The sequence below is a fragment of the Ruminococcus bicirculans (ex Wegman et al. 2014) genome, from assembly GCF_000723465.1.
Lineage (GTDB): Bacteria > Bacillota > Clostridia > Oscillospirales > Ruminococcaceae > Hominimerdicola > Hominimerdicola aceti.
Genome location: NZ_HF545617.1, coordinates 1 through 14,251, shown reverse-complemented (window position 1 = coordinate 14,251; position 14,251 = coordinate 1). Strand labels below are relative to the sequence as shown.

General features: G+C 43.9%; 14 protein-coding genes and 1 riboswitch. All 14 genes read right to left on the bottom strand.

Annotated features, from left to right (window positions below):
* Nucleotides 1–63 precede the first annotated feature (63 nt).
* Entirely contained in the window at nucleotides 64–1,143 is a 1,080-nt protein-coding gene (locus tag RBI_RS10565) for a carbamoyl phosphate synthase small subunit (RefSeq protein WP_370817497.1), read from the bottom strand.
* A gap of 148 nt (nucleotides 1,144–1,291) precedes the next feature.
* On the bottom strand, nucleotides 1,292–1,789 hold the full coding sequence (locus RBI_RS10560) for a DUF2798 domain-containing protein (RefSeq protein ID WP_041337152.1): 498 nt from the start codon (nucleotides 1,787–1,789) through the stop codon (nucleotides 1,292–1,294).
* A gap of 261 nt (nucleotides 1,790–2,050) precedes the next feature.
* Nucleotides 2,051–2,794 carry a pyruvate formate-lyase-activating protein gene (gene pflA / locus RBI_RS10555; RefSeq protein ID WP_041337151.1) on the bottom strand — a complete coding sequence of 248 codons (744 nt, stop codon included), beginning with the start codon at nucleotides 2,792–2,794 and terminating at the stop codon, nucleotides 2,051–2,053.
* Nucleotides 2,795–3,050: 256 nt separating this feature from the next.
* Nucleotides 3,051–3,302 (bottom strand): autonomous glycyl radical cofactor GrcA3, encoded by a 252-nt coding sequence (gene grcA3 / locus RBI_RS10550; RefSeq protein WP_041337150.1) that lies wholly within the window; start codon nucleotides 3,300–3,302, stop codon nucleotides 3,051–3,053.
* Nucleotides 3,303–3,377: 75 nt separating this feature from the next.
* Nucleotides 3,378–3,605: a hypothetical protein gene (locus tag RBI_RS10545; RefSeq protein ID WP_022287417.1), complete on the bottom strand. Its 228-nt coding sequence runs from the start codon at nucleotides 3,603–3,605 to the stop codon at nucleotides 3,378–3,380.
* Nucleotides 3,595–5,673 carry a formate C-acetyltransferase gene (gene pflB, locus RBI_RS10540; protein WP_041337148.1) on the bottom strand — a complete coding sequence of 693 codons (2,079 nt, stop codon included), beginning with the start codon at nucleotides 5,671–5,673 and terminating at the stop codon, nucleotides 3,595–3,597. The genes RBI_RS10545 and pflB overlap by 11 nt, the downstream gene beginning before the upstream one ends.
* A 465-nt stretch (nucleotides 5,674–6,138) precedes the next feature.
* Nucleotides 6,139–7,557: a pyruvate kinase gene (gene pyk, locus RBI_RS10535; protein ID WP_041337147.1), complete on the bottom strand. Its 1,419-nt coding sequence runs from the start codon at nucleotides 7,555–7,557 to the stop codon at nucleotides 6,139–6,141.
* A gap of 198 nt (nucleotides 7,558–7,755) precedes the next feature.
* Complete coding sequence (gene thiE, locus RBI_RS10530; RefSeq protein ID WP_041337146.1) at nucleotides 7,756–8,397, bottom strand: thiamine phosphate synthase; 642 nt, start codon at nucleotides 8,395–8,397, stop codon at nucleotides 7,756–7,758.
* 22 nt (nucleotides 8,398–8,419) lie between these two features.
* Complete coding sequence (locus RBI_RS10525) at nucleotides 8,420–8,890, bottom strand: GNAT family N-acetyltransferase (RefSeq protein WP_041337144.1); 471 nt, start codon at nucleotides 8,888–8,890, stop codon at nucleotides 8,420–8,422.
* A gap of 140 nt (nucleotides 8,891–9,030) precedes the next feature.
* The gene (gene thiM / locus RBI_RS10520) at nucleotides 9,031–9,849 is read right to left on the bottom strand and encodes a hydroxyethylthiazole kinase (protein WP_051706837.1); all 819 of its coding nucleotides are present in this window, start codon (nucleotides 9,847–9,849) and stop codon (nucleotides 9,031–9,033) included.
* Nucleotides 9,849–10,370 carry an energy coupling factor transporter S component ThiW gene (gene thiW / locus RBI_RS10515; protein ID WP_041337143.1) on the bottom strand — a complete coding sequence of 174 codons (522 nt, stop codon included), beginning with the start codon at nucleotides 10,368–10,370 and terminating at the stop codon, nucleotides 9,849–9,851. Before thiW ends, thiM begins: the two co-directional genes overlap by 1 nt.
* A gap of 321 nt (nucleotides 10,371–10,691) precedes the next feature.
* On the bottom strand, nucleotides 10,692–12,005 hold the full coding sequence (gene thiC, locus RBI_RS10510) for a phosphomethylpyrimidine synthase ThiC (RefSeq protein ID WP_041337142.1): 1,314 nt from the start codon (nucleotides 12,003–12,005) through the stop codon (nucleotides 10,692–10,694).
* Nucleotides 12,002–12,805 carry a bifunctional hydroxymethylpyrimidine kinase/phosphomethylpyrimidine kinase gene (thiD, locus tag RBI_RS10505; protein WP_041337141.1) on the bottom strand — a complete coding sequence of 268 codons (804 nt, stop codon included), beginning with the start codon at nucleotides 12,803–12,805 and terminating at the stop codon, nucleotides 12,002–12,004. Before thiD ends, thiC begins: the two co-directional genes overlap by 4 nt.
* Nucleotides 12,806–12,865: 60 nt before the next feature.
* A riboswitch (TPP riboswitch) is annotated at nucleotides 12,866–12,971 on the bottom strand.
* A gap of 290 nt (nucleotides 12,972–13,261) precedes the next feature.
* Nucleotides 13,262–14,251 carry a C40 family peptidase gene (locus tag RBI_RS14260; RefSeq protein ID WP_051706835.1) on the bottom strand — a complete coding sequence of 330 codons (990 nt, stop codon included), beginning with the start codon at nucleotides 14,249–14,251 and terminating at the stop codon, nucleotides 13,262–13,264.

The window sequence follows — 14,251 nt, the reverse complement described above, 5'->3', positions numbered from 1 at the left end:
CTGTTCGCCCCTACTGTTGCAGAAACTGAGATCAATAATTTCTATACTTCAAAAAATCAGAGCTTACTTCTTGTTAGTGTCAATGAGCTCAATAAACTCATCAAACAAGAAGTCAGTATCATGCGGACCACCACAAGCCTCTGGGTGGAACTGTACAGAAAATGCAGGCTCGTTGAGATATCTGATACCCTCACAAGTGCCGTCATTGGCATTTACATAAAGCACCTTTGCTTCACCCTCAGGGAGCGAATCGTTTTCTACTGCATATCCATGGTTCTGTGATGTTATGTAAACTCTGCCTGTTTCAGTGTTCTCAGCAGGCTGGTTCGCACCTCTGTGACCATACTTCAGCTTGTGTGTCATCGCACCATGTGCAAGCGCCAAAAGCTGATGACCCAAACAAATTCCAAAAGTAGGTATCTTCATCTCAGAAAGCTTTTTAAGCTCCTCGATTATCTCCACATTCTCCGCAGGATCTCCAGGACCATTTGAAAGCATTATGCCGTCAGGTGCAAGCTCCTTTATCCTCTCTGCCTTTGTGTATGCAGGAACGACAGTTACCTCACAGCCCCTCTTAACAAGCTCTCTTCCAATGTTGTGCTTTGCACCAAAATCGTAAAGCACTACCTTTCTCTTGACCTCTCCCTCAGGCTCGAATGTCTTTTCCTCCGAGCAAGTCGTGTTCTTTACAGCCTCAACTATCGTGTAGTTCTTCAGATCTGTCAAGCCGAAGCTTGAACCCTCAGGAACGATCTTTCCGTTCATAACACCCGACTCACGAACTATTTTTGTGAGCTGACGAGTGTCGATACCGTAAAGACCAACGATGTTATGCTGCTTTAAAAAAGTGTCAAGATCACCCTCACAACGGAAGTTGCTAGGCTCTTGACACCAATCTCTAACAATATAAGCTTTAACATGAGGACATTCACTTTCAAAATCCTCAGGAATAACACCATAGTTACCAATTAACGGAAATGTCTGAACAACTATCTGTCCGTAGTAACTAGGGTCAGTAAGTGTTTCGAGATAGCCTGTCATAGCCGTAGTAAAAACAATTTCGCCAATAGCTTCGCCAGCTGCGCCGAAACTTTTACCCTCGAAAATAGTACCGTTCTCCAAAATCAGATACGCCTTCTGCACTATAAGCTCCTCCTTTTTCACGCAAATTTTTACGATTACTATTATAACACAACCGCCTGCCTTTGTAAAGGCTTTTAACACTTTTTTTAGTTTTTATTTTTCAGTGTAAAATAAAAAACGAGCAGACTGAAGTCCACTCGTAAAAACCTTATTCCGCAGCTGCAGATACAGCCTCGCTTTTCTGTTCACGCTCTCTGAAAATAAGTCCGAAAACAAACCTCACTATAGGGCCTGCAAAGAAAAGCTGCCAGCAAAGAGCCATAGGAAAATTCATAACCGTTGTTTCTAACCATACCGCAATAACTTCCCTGCCTGCGTCCTTAAAAAGCAGCGTAGCCGCAAGGCTCATGAGTGGGCACATAAAAATAACAGAGATAACAGATATGGCAAGCACAAGATGAAAAGGATTATCCTTTCTCACATCAACAATGCTGAAAGCCTTTTTCTTTGCTATCTTTCCCACAGCAAAAAAGTCAAGAACAAAAGCTATCGGAGCCATTATCACAAGCTCGTGAAAAGCCTTGAGAAATACGGCATTTGACATTCCGCCCATGTTGAGTGCAATGTTGTAGCATATCATGGCGTATACCATCACAAACACCATCAGCACCGTAAAAACTATCTCCTGAAACAAATTCTTTGGCATAAAAAAATCCTCCTTATGATATCAAACCTACAGCCCTTTCGCAGACGCTGTGTTGTTCGTTATCATTCAGAGAATGTGCGTTTCCAATATAAACCTGTCCTAACAATATTCTATTGCTGTATTCCTTACTTATTTATTTTACCATATTTTAAGCCTGCCGTCAATTATCCAAATATGCAGAATATTTTCAAAAACTTGTCGAGAAAAATATATACTTTTACACAAAAAAACGAGCAGACCGAAGTCCACTCGTCTAAAATACTATTTTCTCTTTTTCAACGCCGCTTTAAGCCCTCTCATGATAACATCTCTCGCCTTAACAGCGTCCTCCTTGTCAAGAGGCGGCGTGTCACCAAGAGGATAATCTATACCTAGCTGCTCATACTTCACCTTGCCCATAGTGTGGTAAGGCAGAACGTCAAGCGCTTTCAAAGTCTTGAGCTGTGAGATAAACTCACCCAGCCTGAAAAGATATTCTTCCTTGTCCGTGATACCCGGCACAACAACATGACGTATCCATATAGGCACACCATACTCCGACAAAAACTTTGCAAACGCAAGAATGTTGTCATTGTAATGCCCCGTAAGCTTCTTGTGTTCCTCACGGTCAATATGCTTGATATCCAGCATAACAAGGTCAGTGCATTTGCAAAGCCTTTCAAACTTTTCCGTGCTGTCAGGCGTAAAAGTGATGCCCGAGCTGTCAAGACAAGTGTGTATCCCCTTTTCCTTAGCCTTTTCAAAAAGCTCCGTAACAAAGTCTATTTGTACCAGAGGCTCACCGCCCGTGCAGGTAATTCCGCCGTTTTTCATGAACTCTTTTACCGAGTCATATTCCGCCAGCAGACTTTCAACCGTCCTCTTTGTACCAGTGCCTATCTTCCAAGTATCAGGATTGTGGCAGTAAAGACACCGCATAGGACAGCCCTGAAAGAAAATAACAAACCTTATCCCCGGTCCGTCCACCGTACCAAAGCTTTCCGTAGAATGTATAAATCCCTCCATGGGATATCCCTCCTTTTTTATTTCACATAAACGCACGCCCGTTCAGCCTGCACAAACCATTCTGTAGGGGACGGCGCCCTCGACGTCCCGTTTCTGCTCGCTCACAAATTTATATCACCGCACACCTATCCACAAAAAGTAACAAACGAGCGGCAGCTCTCATCCACATAAAACAAGATGTTCCATGTAAGACGACGCCGACCGCCCGTGTGCATATTATCCGCAAAGAAACTCATTCTATGCGGCAAAGCTCAAATTAAAGGCTCTTGTGGAACGTTCTTGAAATAACGTCGTCCTGCTGCTCCTTAGTAAGTTTTACAAAATTTACAGCGTAGCCTGAAACTCTGATAGTGAGCTGTGGATACTTCTCAGGGTGAGCCTGAGCGTCCAGAAGAGTTTCTCTGTTAAGTACATTTACATTAAGGTGATGACCGCCTTTTTCAGCATATCCGTCAAGAAGTCCGATAAGGTTGTCTATCTGTGCCTCTGTTGGTTCAAAGTTTGCCATTGTATTACATTCCTTTCTTAGTATTTATGGAAAACAAGTGGAAAACGAACCTCCGCCGTTTTCTAAAATAGGGAGTTAATCTTCATCTCTGTCAACAGCGTCCTCTTCTGTAGGCTGACAGCAAGCCGTCTTGCCGTCACCGCCACAATCGGAAGTGCTGTAAGTTTTAACGTTCAGACCTTCTTCAGTTTCGTCAATGTCTATCGTAAGATGACCCTGACCGCCCATCATAAGTCTGTCAATGACGTCAACAAGCTCGTTTACCTGAGCCTCGTCCTCGTCCTTTTTAACATTAAACCCCATCTTCGTTAAGCTCCTTAGCTATGCTTTCGATATCAAGGTCGCCCATGAATACCTTGTCGTCCTTGCCAAGAGCGTCAGGAATGATAGAGAATGTGTTTGAGATACCGTCCTGAGCGTGTCTGAATGGCAGCTTAGCAACTGAAGAAAGTGATGCAGATGCACCGTGAGTATCTCTGCCGTGCATTGGGTTAGCACCAGGAGCAAGAGGCACACCGATCTTTCTTCCGTCAGGTGTAGAACCAGTCTTCTTACCATAAACAACGTTAGATGTGATAGTAAGGATAGACATTGTAGGAACACCATCTCTGTATGTGTGGTGCTTTCTGATCTTGTCCATAAATGTTCTAACGAGGTCAACTGCGATCTTGTCAACTCTCTCGTCGTTGTTGCCATACTTAGGGAAATCGCCCTCAACTTCGTAATCTGTAACGATTCCGTCCTCATCTCTGATGCACTTTACCTTAGCGTACTTGATAGCAGAAAGTGAGTCAGCAACAACTGACAGACCAGCGATACCAGTAGCGAAGTATCTCTTAACATCTCTGTCATGAAGAGCCATCTGAACTCTCTCATAAGAATACTTGTCGTGCATATAGTGGATAACGTTCAGTGTATTTACATACAGACCAGCCAGCCACTCCATCATATCGTCATACTTAGCCATTACATCATCATAATCGAGGTAATCGCCTGTAACTGGACGATACTTAGGACCAACCTGTATCTTAAGTCTTTCGTCAACACCGCCGTTGATAGCATAAAGCAAGCACTTAGCAAGGTTAGCTCTTGCACCGAAGAACTGCATTTCCTTACCGATCCTCATTGAAGATACACAGCAAGCGATAGCGTAGTCATCGCCGTGTGTAACTCTCATAAGGTCGTCGTTCTCGTACTGGATAGCAGAAGTCTTGATAGAAGTCTTAGCACAGAACTTCTTGAAGTTTAAAGGAAGCTTTGTGCTCCACAGAACTGTCATGTTTGGCTCTGGTGCAGGACCAAGGTTCTCAAGTGTGTGGAGATATCTGAATGAAGTCTTTGTTACCATTGGAACGCCGTCGATAGAAACACCGCCGATAGACTCTGTTACCCAAGTTGGGTCGCCTGAGAACAGTGAGTTATACTCAGGTGTTCTAGCGAACTTAACAAGTCTGAGCTTCATGATGAAGTGGTCAACAAGCTCCTGAGCCTCCTGCTCTGTGAGGATACCTCTGTCCATATCTCTCTTGATGTATATATCAATAAATGTAGAAGTTCTGCCAAGTGACATAGCAGCACCGTTCTGCTCCTTAACAGCAGCAAGGTAGCCGAAGTACAGCCACTGGATAGCTTCCTTAGCGTTCTTAGCAGGACGAGAGATATCGTAGCCGTAGATCTCGCCAAGCTTCTTGAGTTCGCCAAGGGCTCTGATCTGCTCAGAAAGCTCTTCTCTGAGTCTGATGTTCTTAGAAGTCATTCTTACCAGTGAAGTAGCAAGCTGATCCTTCTTGTCCTCAACGAGATAGTCTATACCATAAAGAGCAACTCTTCTGTAGTCGCCTATGATTCTTCCTCTGCCGTAAGCGTCTGGAAGACCTGTGATGATAGCAGCGTGTCTGGCAAGCTTCATCTCAGGTGTGTAAGCGTCAAAAACGCCCTGATTGTGAGTTTTTCTATATTCAGTAAAGATCTTTACAACTTCAGGATCAACTGTGTAGCCGTTCTGCTCGCAAGCATTCATAGCCATTCTGATACCGCCGAAAGGCTGAAGAGAACGCTTGAAAGGCTTGTCAGTCTGGAAACCAACGATCTTTTCAAGATCCTTGTTAAGGTAACCAGGGCCGTGTGAGGTGATAGTAGAAACGATCTTAGTGTCCATATCGAGAACACCGCCGGCTTCTCTCTCCTTCTTTGAAAGCTCCATTACCTGTTCCCAGAGCTTAGTAGTTGCTTCTGTAGGGCCTGTAAGGAAGCTGTCGTCACCGTCATATGGTGTGAAGTTCTTCTGGATAAAATCACGAAGATTGATAGAAGTGTTTGACCATCTGCCGGGCTTAAAGCCTTCCCATTCGTCATAAAACTGTCTTTCCATTTTATACTCTCCTGACATAAGATTTCGGGCAGCACATATTACCTCAATATTCAGTATTGCATACCTATTAATAATACTACCGCTCGTATGTTAAAATAATAACATACTTCAAAATCAAAGTCAAGTCACATTCAGAAATATTACTCTTACGCCATACTTCTTTCATATGTTAGAATCGGTTACCCAATTCACGGAAAATTATTTGAATAAAAAAGTGATCGCCTACAAAAAGCTCAAACATTTTTTGCAACAAAAGCGGTGCAGAGTATTCCACTCCACACCGCTTTGTAATTGATTTTTTTGCAATTCTTCTATTGCTTTTCTGCACCGCTTAGTAAGCTTGTTCCTATTAAGGCTCTCTCCGCAGACATTTTGCTCGCTTCACTCGTGGATGTTTTTACTTTGGGTTGGTGATTTGCTCGGTATGGCGCTGCCATTCCTCACTCCTCACTCCTCACTTAAAAACTACGCTCTCTCGACTTTGAGCAGATTTGTCGTTCCGCTCATTCCAAGCGGTACTCCTGCTGTAATAACGACAAGGTCGCCCTTCTTCAGATAGCCAAGCTCCACAGAACGCTCCAGAGCGTGTCTGATGAGTTCGTCAGTGTTTGTTTTCTCTTCGATAACGCCTGCTCTGATACCCCATGAAAGGCTGAGCTGATGATATGTTGTATCGTCAGTTGTAAGTGCGATTATAGGACAGTTCGGACGGAATTTTGAAAGCGTTCTTGCTGTTGTTCCGCCCTTTGTAACTGTCAGGATCGCTACAGCATTAAGGTCATGGGCAGTTGTAACAGTAGCGTGTGAGATAGCGTCAGTGATAGATGAATTTCTCTCATCTGCTCTTTTCTTGAAACGTGAGATATAGTCGATATCCTTTTCGGTCGTTTCTGCGATAAGGCTCATAGTCTTGACAGCCTCAACAGGATATTTACCTGCGGCAGTTTCCCCTGAAAGCATTATAGCAGACGAGCCGTCATATATAGCGTTTGCAACGTCGGTTATCTCGGCTCTTGTAGGACGTGCGTTTGTTATCATAGACTCCAGCATCTGAGTTGCTGTGATAACGTTCTTGCCTGCGTTGTAGGCTTTTCTGATAAGCTCTTTCTGTATAGCAGGTATCTGCTCGAAAGGTATCTCAACGCCCATATCTCCTCTTGCTACCATTATTCCGTCAGCAGCGTCAAGGATCTCGTCGATGTTGGCAACACCCTGAGCGTTTTCTATCTTAGCGATAATTCTAGGATTGAACCAGCCAAGGCTCTGGGTAAATTTTCTAAGATAAATAACGTCAGCGCCTGTTCTTACGAATGAAGCTGCGATATAGTCAAATCCCATTTTTGCGCCAAATTCAAGGTCAGCCATATCAGCGTCAGAGATATAAGGCATAGAAAGGTTTACGTCAGGAACGTTGATACCCTTGTGGTCGGAAACAACTCCGCCGTGGATAACTTCGCAGACGATATCGGTGTTGTCAACTCTGGTAGCTTTCAGCTCGATATTTCCGTCATTAATAAGTATTCTAGTGCCTACAGAAACGTCCTTTGGAAGCTGTGGGAATGTGATAGAGCAGATAGTTTCATCACCCTCCACTTCTCTTGTGGTAAGTGTGAATGTATCGCCGTCCTTGATAGTAACAGGCTTGTGATCCTTAAAGTTTTTAAGTCTTACCTCAGGTCCTTTTGTATCAAGAAGAGTTGCAATATTAACGCCAAGTTCTTCCCTTAGCTTGCATACAGTTTCAAAACGAGCCTTATGAACACTGTGGTCAGAGTGTGAGAAATTGAATCTCGCAACGTCCATGCCGTTTTTCATAAGCTCACGCATAATGTTTTCGTCATCTGTGGAAGGTCCGATAGTGCATACGATCTTAGTTTTTTTCATTTTTACTCTCCTAACATACATTACTATTTCAACGCATTAGCGTTTTAATCCAAAAAAACAAAGCTTTTTCATTTATTATAACCGATTTTAACTTAATCGTCAATAGCACAATGTATAATTTGTGTAAAATCGAAAAACAAAATCATACATTTTTCAAAACAAAAAACGGACGATCTTAATAACCGCCCGTTGAACATCTTATCTTCCGAAGCAATCCTCGCAAAGCTCACGAAGATCCTTTGCCGCCTTTTCAATATCAGGCTGAGAAACCACCGCAGAAACTACCGCAGCGCCGTCAATACCCATACCCTTAAAGTTCGGCACAGTTTTTTGATTAACTCCGCCTATTATTACGATAGGAATATCCACAGCGGCTCTTATTTCTACAAGTTGTTCCTTTGTGACAGCTCTTGCGTCTGTCTTTGTGTTGGTGGCATACATTGCACCAACGCCAAGGTAATCTGCACCGTCTACCTGTGCTTTTTTAGCTTCTTCAAGAGTTGCCGCAGAAATACCTATTATCTTGTCCTCACCGAGGATTTTTCTTGCAACTGCACATGGCATATCGCTCTGTCCCAGATGAACGCCTGCACAGTCAACAGCCTGTGCGATATCCAGTCTGTCGTTGATGATAAGCGGCACATTGTATTTGTCCGTTATCTTTTTTACTCTAACTGCAAGCTCATAGAACTCTCTTGAAGTGCAGTCCTTTTCTCTTAGCTGGATAACTGTACAGCCGCCTTTTACGCCCTCCTCTACCGACTGCTCGATAGTTTCGCAGGACATAAGTCCACGGTCAGTGCAGAGATAAAGCGTGTAGTCAATTTTCGATTTGTCCATTTTTTTACCCTCTTATCTTTTATCATAAAATAACTTCCATACCTGTCTTGTATGGCTTCAGCCCTGCTTTTTCGTAAAATTTTCTTGCCGATGGATTACACTCCCACACGTTGAGAGTAACATTATAACAGCCCTGCTCCTTAGCGAATTTCTTCACCGCCTCGTAAAGCACCGAGCCGATATGCTGACCTCTGCAATTTTCATCAACGCACAGATCGTCGATATACAAAGTCTTTATATCCGTGAGAACATTGTCGCCCTTATGCTCCTGAAACACACAAAAAGCGTAGCCCTTCATCACATCATTTTCATCAACTGCGGCAAATATAGGCTTAGTTTTATCCTTGAGCATATCTTTAAGCTCGTTATCAGTATACTTTTTCGCACCCTCTTTAAAAAGGTCAGGTCTGCCCTGCTGATGAACTCTCTCTACCTGATAGAGCAGGCTGTTCATTTGCGGTATATCCTTTTCACAAGCAAATCTTACGGTCATTTTTCATTCTCCTTTGTATGAAAAAGTATAATATGCAATGCAAACGGACGAACACTGTTCGCCCCTGCAAGCAACATCACCACATAAAATTTAGTGGCATCACATTGATATGATACCACTAGATCTGAAATATTGCAATACTAAACTTCTTCTATCTTAGCCTTAGCCGCAAATACCTGACTATTCATTTTGCTGATTGCGTCAATGATAGAAATATGGAAGCTTCCTGAGCCTATCTCTCCAGCATTTTCATATGCGAACTCGCCTGCTATGCCCATGCTTGCAATGCCTGTTACAGCGGCGGTATACATATCGTCGCAAGCACCTGCAAATGAGCCTACAAGTCCTGTTGTCATACAGCCTGTGCCTGTTACCTTTGAAAGATATGGGTGACCGTTTGATATCCTTGCGACTCTTTTTCCGTCTGTTATTGTATCCACCGCACCTGTGATAGCTGCAACGCAGTTATACTTAGCGGCTGTTTTTTTCGCAACGGAAACAGGGTCGTTTTTCTCGTCAGCTTCCGAGGTGTCAACACCCTTTGTGGAAACTTCTAGTCCTGCAAGATATGACATTTCAGAAAGATTTCCTCTGAGTATGCTTATTTTCACATTTTCAAGTATACGCTTTGCAGTTTCATTTCTGAAATTTGATGCGCCTGCTCCAACCGGGTCAAAAACCACAGGAACGCCAAGCTCGTTGGCTTTCTTTCCAGCAGCTACCATTGACTCGACCGTTCTTGCATTGAGAGTACCCATGTTTATAACGAGAGCCTTTGAGATAGAAGTTATATCTGCTGCTTCTGCGATATCGTCTGCCATGATAGGTGAAGCGCCAATGGCGAGAATGCAGTTTGCAACGTCATTTACAGTAACATAATTTGTGATACAATGCACCAAAGGGCATATATCTCTTACCTTGTCTGCTGCTTTCGCACAGCTTTCAATTATAGTGCCCATTATGCTCTTACCTCCTTTGAGAAGCCAAGGAAATTATCAAATACTTTTGCCTTTTTAAGAGCTGTAACGATAACGATAGCAAGAACTGTACCGCCTGCACAGCTTACAAAGAAAGGCAGGATATATACTGTTATTGCTGCAGCTGGTGCGCCAACGAGAAATCTTGCAACAGGGTATGCCAGAAGTCCACCGAGGACTGACGTGCCGAAAAGCTCGCCGACATAAGCGGCAGGGAGCTTCTTTATGTACTTATAAAGCATACCTGCAACGAATGCGCCAACCATTGAGCCTGGGAACGCAAGGAGAGAGCCAAGTCCCAGAAGATTTCTGAGAAGTGCGGCTGTGAAGCCAACGCCCACTGCCCACGCAGGTCCAAGGAAAACTGCACCGATTATGTTTACAAGGTGCTGAACAGGTGCGCACTTTGAAGCGCCGATAGGGAACGAGATGAGCGAGCCTACCACTGCAAGGGCTACCAATACTGCTGCGAATACCAATTTGTGAATGTTTGTCTTTTTCATTTTTATTCCTCCATATCGTATCGCACCGCCGAACGAAAAAGAGCAAGTTATCCAGCGGCGCACAGACCGCGGCTATGCTATCCGCTCACGATCTGACGTAAATTATTTTCGGTCGGTGCTCCATTGCACCCTCTCACCCCGAAACACGGGTTCCCTCGCTGAATACTTTTTATGAAAAAGTTCGCAAGACGCTCCTCTTGCACATTACATTCTTTTTATATCTGCTCTCATGTAATTGTCCGATTTTTCGCACAACTGCCGAGCTGACATTCAATTTTTATATCATGCGGGCGAATGCTGTTCGCCCCTACATCGAGTTTTCTACTTCTCTGAGCAGAATTTCACCTCTTTGCCCTCGAGTATCATGTTTGTTGTTCTAACGGCACACATCTTGCCGCACATTGAGCAGGTATGTCTGTCGGCAGGTGGGGTCTGCTCAAAGAATCTTCTTGCCTTTTCACCGTCAAGTGCTATCTCGAACATTTCGTCCCAATCCATTTTGTGACGTGCCGCCGCCATTTTATCGTCTATATCTCTTGCACCCTTTACGCCCTTTGCGATATCTGCAGCATGGGCTGCTATCTTGCTGGCGATAATGCCCTCCTTAACGTCGTCAACGTCAGGAAGTCTGAGATGCTCGGCAGGGGTAACATAGCAGAGGAAGTCTGCACCGCTTGCTGCGGCTATTGCTCCGCCGATAGCTGATGTGATATGGTCATAGCCAGGAGCGATATCTGTTACCAGAGGTCCAAGTACATAGAAAGGTGCACCATGGCATATCTTCTTTTCCATTATCATATTTGCGGCGATCTCGTTCATTGCCATATGACCCGGACCCTCTACCATTACCTGAACGTCCTTTTCCCACGCTCTCTTTGTGAGGTTGCCAAGCTCGATAAGTTCGGAGATCTGAGCGGCGTCGGAGGCGTCTGCAAGACATCCCGGGCGGAGTGCGTCGCCAAGTGAGATAGTAACGTCATACTCTCTGAGTATTTCAAGCACCTCGTCATAATACTCGAAGAATGGGTTTTCATTGCCTGTCATCATCATCCATGCGAAGAGCAGTGAACCGCCACGGGAAACGATATTCATTTTTCTTCCCTCACGTCTGAAAGCTTCGATTGCACGTCTGTTGATACCTGCGTGGATAGTCATAAAGTCAACGCCCTCTTCTGCATGGGCTTTTACTACTTTAAGAAAGTCCTGAGCTGATATCTCAAGGAGGTCTTTATCAAGGTAGCCGATAGCGTCATACATAGGAACAGTGCCTATCATGGCAGGCGATTTTGCTACTAGCTCTTTTCTGAATGTATTGGTCTTGCCGTAGTTTGACAGATCCATGATAGCTTCAGCGCCGAACTTGATAGCCATATCCACTTTCTGCATCTCAATGTCATAATTCTTAGCGTCCCCTGAGATACCGAGATTTACGTTTATCTTAGTTTTAAGACCTTTACCGATACCCTCGGCAGAGAGAGCAGTATGGTTTACGTTGGCAGGGATCGCCACCTGACCTGCTGCAACAAGAGCCATAAGCTCGTTTACGTCCATATTTTCTTTCTTAGCCACTGTTTCCATTTCAGGGGTAACGATACCCTTTTTAGCGGCTTCCATTTGAGTTTTATAATTTCTCATAGAACAGTTCCTTTCAAATCGTAATAGTCATAAAAGTGATTAACGGGGCTATGTCCTTTGCCCACTGTGAATGATTTTTCTATTGCCTCGGTGATATAGTTTTTCGCCTTTGTTACAGCGGAGAGCATATCCATACCGTGGGCAAGGTTTGCAGTTATGGCAGATGACAAAGTACAGCCAGTGCCATGGGTATTAGGCGAATCAACACGCTTGCAGGCAAGCTTATGAACACCCTCTGGGGTACAGAGATAATCCACAGCGTCGCCAGTGAGATGACCGCCTTTGACGAGGACGTTTTTTACGCCCATATCCATTATTATCCTTGCGGCTTTTTCCATATAGTTTTCATTCTTTATCTCCAAGCCTGAGATAGCTTCGGCTTCGGGGATATTCGGTGTAAGGAGCGTAACTATAGGAAAGAGCTTTTCCCTCATGGTGGAAACAGTTCCGCCCTCAGAGAGAGCGTCGCCGCTTGTAGCGACCATGACGGGATCGCAGACGATAATACTTGGTTTATACTCATTAAGCTTATCCGCAACTGCTGAAATAATTTCGGCAGTTGGGAGCATACCGAGTTTTACGGCATCGACGTGGATATCCTCAAACACTGCGTCTATCTGTTTTTGTATCTCCTCAACGGGTACGTTGAAAACAGACAGCACACGGGTAGTATTTTCAGCGACGACAGAGGTAATAACGCTCATGCCGAAAGTTTCATTAGCGCTGAAGGCTTTAAGGTCGGCTTGTATACCTGCGCCACCGGAGCAATCCGAGCCTGCCACTGACAAACATTTTAACATACTTTATTCCTTTCTTATGGAAAAGGGGAAACAAAAAACCTCCTGACAATGCAGGAGGTAAAATTTACACAAATTGCTTCCTACACTGGTATTGACCAACAGGTTCAAAGGGTCAGGTTTTACCTTCTCAACCCAGCTTTTTGCTTGGGTCCCCCTGCAAACTTTATTCGATTTTTTCGCAGTTTTTCTGCTTTTTTATTATAACACTGGTCAGCGAGATTGTCAAGGAAAAATTGTGTAGATATCGCAAGTATTATCGAGCAAACAAAATCGGGCTGTCGAGGGCGCCAGCCCCTACATTTACATTTGAAAATTTGCCGATACAGTTATTCGACAGTTTGTTATGCCGCAAGATCGCTCTGCTCGGTGTTTCCTCTACTTTGTGTTGGTGTTCAGCTCGGTTTGACTCCGCCATTCCTCACTCCTCACTCCTCACTTAGCTCTGCTCCTCACTTACTACAGTATTCTCCTGATAGTGTTTATCTTTCCGCAATACTTGATATTTGCAAGAGGCTGTATTCTGATCCCATAATATGTACTCATAGCATGGACTATTTTTCCACCGCCTATATACATTGCTACATGGCCATAGTTATTACAGATTATCAGGTCTCCTGCTTCTATATTCTTCAAAGACACTGCTTTTCCCATTTTCGCCTGCGAATATACGCTGTTATACATATTAACACCGGCTTTTCTATAGGCTTGCATTGTCAATCCACAGCAGTCCGTTGCCTTATACTTTGTTCCGCCCCAGACATATCTTCCGCCGTTCATGCTTGCGGCATAATCAACGGCTGTTTTTATTCTTGCTTTTCTCTCAGGTGTACGCTTCACACCTTTTCCTACCTTGACGTACTTACCCTTATGATCGCCTTCATTGATAAGGACATAATTTGCTCCGCCGATATTCTTGCTCTGACCTGCCACACGCTTATTTTTATCGGTAGTGAGAGTACCCGACACAGCCACAGAGGCTTTTGTTTTTGAGGATTTCTTGAACCTACCGTTTTTAAAGCTATAAAGCTGAACGTTTTTATCTATATAATAGTATGTTTTTGCTGCTGTCTTTACGTTGAGGACCGATGACTCTGACTTGGCACTGCCGTTTACCGCTTTGACGGTGACTTTATATTTTGTGGAAGCTTTAAGATAAAGCTTGCCGTCATTGGTTATATTTATATAGTTATCCTTTTTAAGTGCCTGCCATGTATATTTTCTTACATAGCGTCCGTTTACATAGACCTCAAATGTAGTCTTTGATGAAAAGCTGGTGAGATTTTTTACTCCTGCTTCTATTTTGTTTGAATACGCTTGTCTTTTTATCAAAACAGGTTTTGTCATCAAGTCAGCGGCAGAAGCTGTTATAACATTCACATAAGTCTTAGCGGATTCCTGCGGTGCAAATGCCACAAAGCTTATCATTATAACTGATGAAATTATCAC

Excerpts from the sequence above, each read along its gene's own strand:
- pflA (WP_041337151.1), bottom strand. The coding sequence starts at position 2,794 with ATGGAGGGATTTATACATTCTACGGAAAGCTTTGGTACGGTGGACGGA.
- pyk (WP_041337147.1), bottom strand. The coding sequence starts at position 7,557 with ATGAAAAAAACTAAGATCGTATGCACTATCGGACCTTCCACAGATGAC.
- RBI_RS10545 (WP_022287417.1), bottom strand. The coding sequence starts at position 3,605 with ATGGGGTTTAATGTTAAAAAGGACGAGGACGAGGCTCAGGTAAACGAG.
- thiE (WP_041337146.1), bottom strand. The coding sequence starts at position 8,397 with ATGGACAAATCGAAAATTGACTACACGCTTTATCTCTGCACTGACCGT.
- RBI_RS10560 (WP_041337152.1), bottom strand. The coding sequence starts at position 1,789 with ATGCCAAAGAATTTGTTTCAGGAGATAGTTTTTACGGTGCTGATGGTG.
- thiW (WP_041337143.1), bottom strand. The coding sequence starts at position 10,370 with ATGAAAAAGACAAACATTCACAAATTGGTATTCGCAGCAGTATTGGTA.
- thiD (WP_041337141.1), bottom strand. The coding sequence starts at position 12,805 with ATGTTAAAATGTTTGTCAGTGGCAGGCTCGGATTGCTCCGGTGGCGCA.
- thiM (WP_051706837.1), bottom strand. The coding sequence starts at position 9,849 with ATGGGCACTATAATTGAAAGCTGTGCGAAAGCAGCAGACAAGGTAAGA.
- RBI_RS10525 (WP_041337144.1), bottom strand. The coding sequence starts at position 8,890 with ATGACCGTAAGATTTGCTTGTGAAAAGGATATACCGCAAATGAACAGC.
- grcA3 (WP_041337150.1), bottom strand. The coding sequence starts at position 3,302 with ATGGCAAACTTTGAACCAACAGAGGCACAGATAGACAACCTTATCGGA.
- thiC (WP_041337142.1), bottom strand. The coding sequence starts at position 12,005 with ATGAGAAATTATAAAACTCAAATGGAAGCCGCTAAAAAGGGTATCGTT.
- pflB (WP_041337148.1), bottom strand. The coding sequence starts at position 5,673 with ATGGAAAGACAGTTTTATGACGAATGGGAAGGCTTTAAGCCCGGCAGA.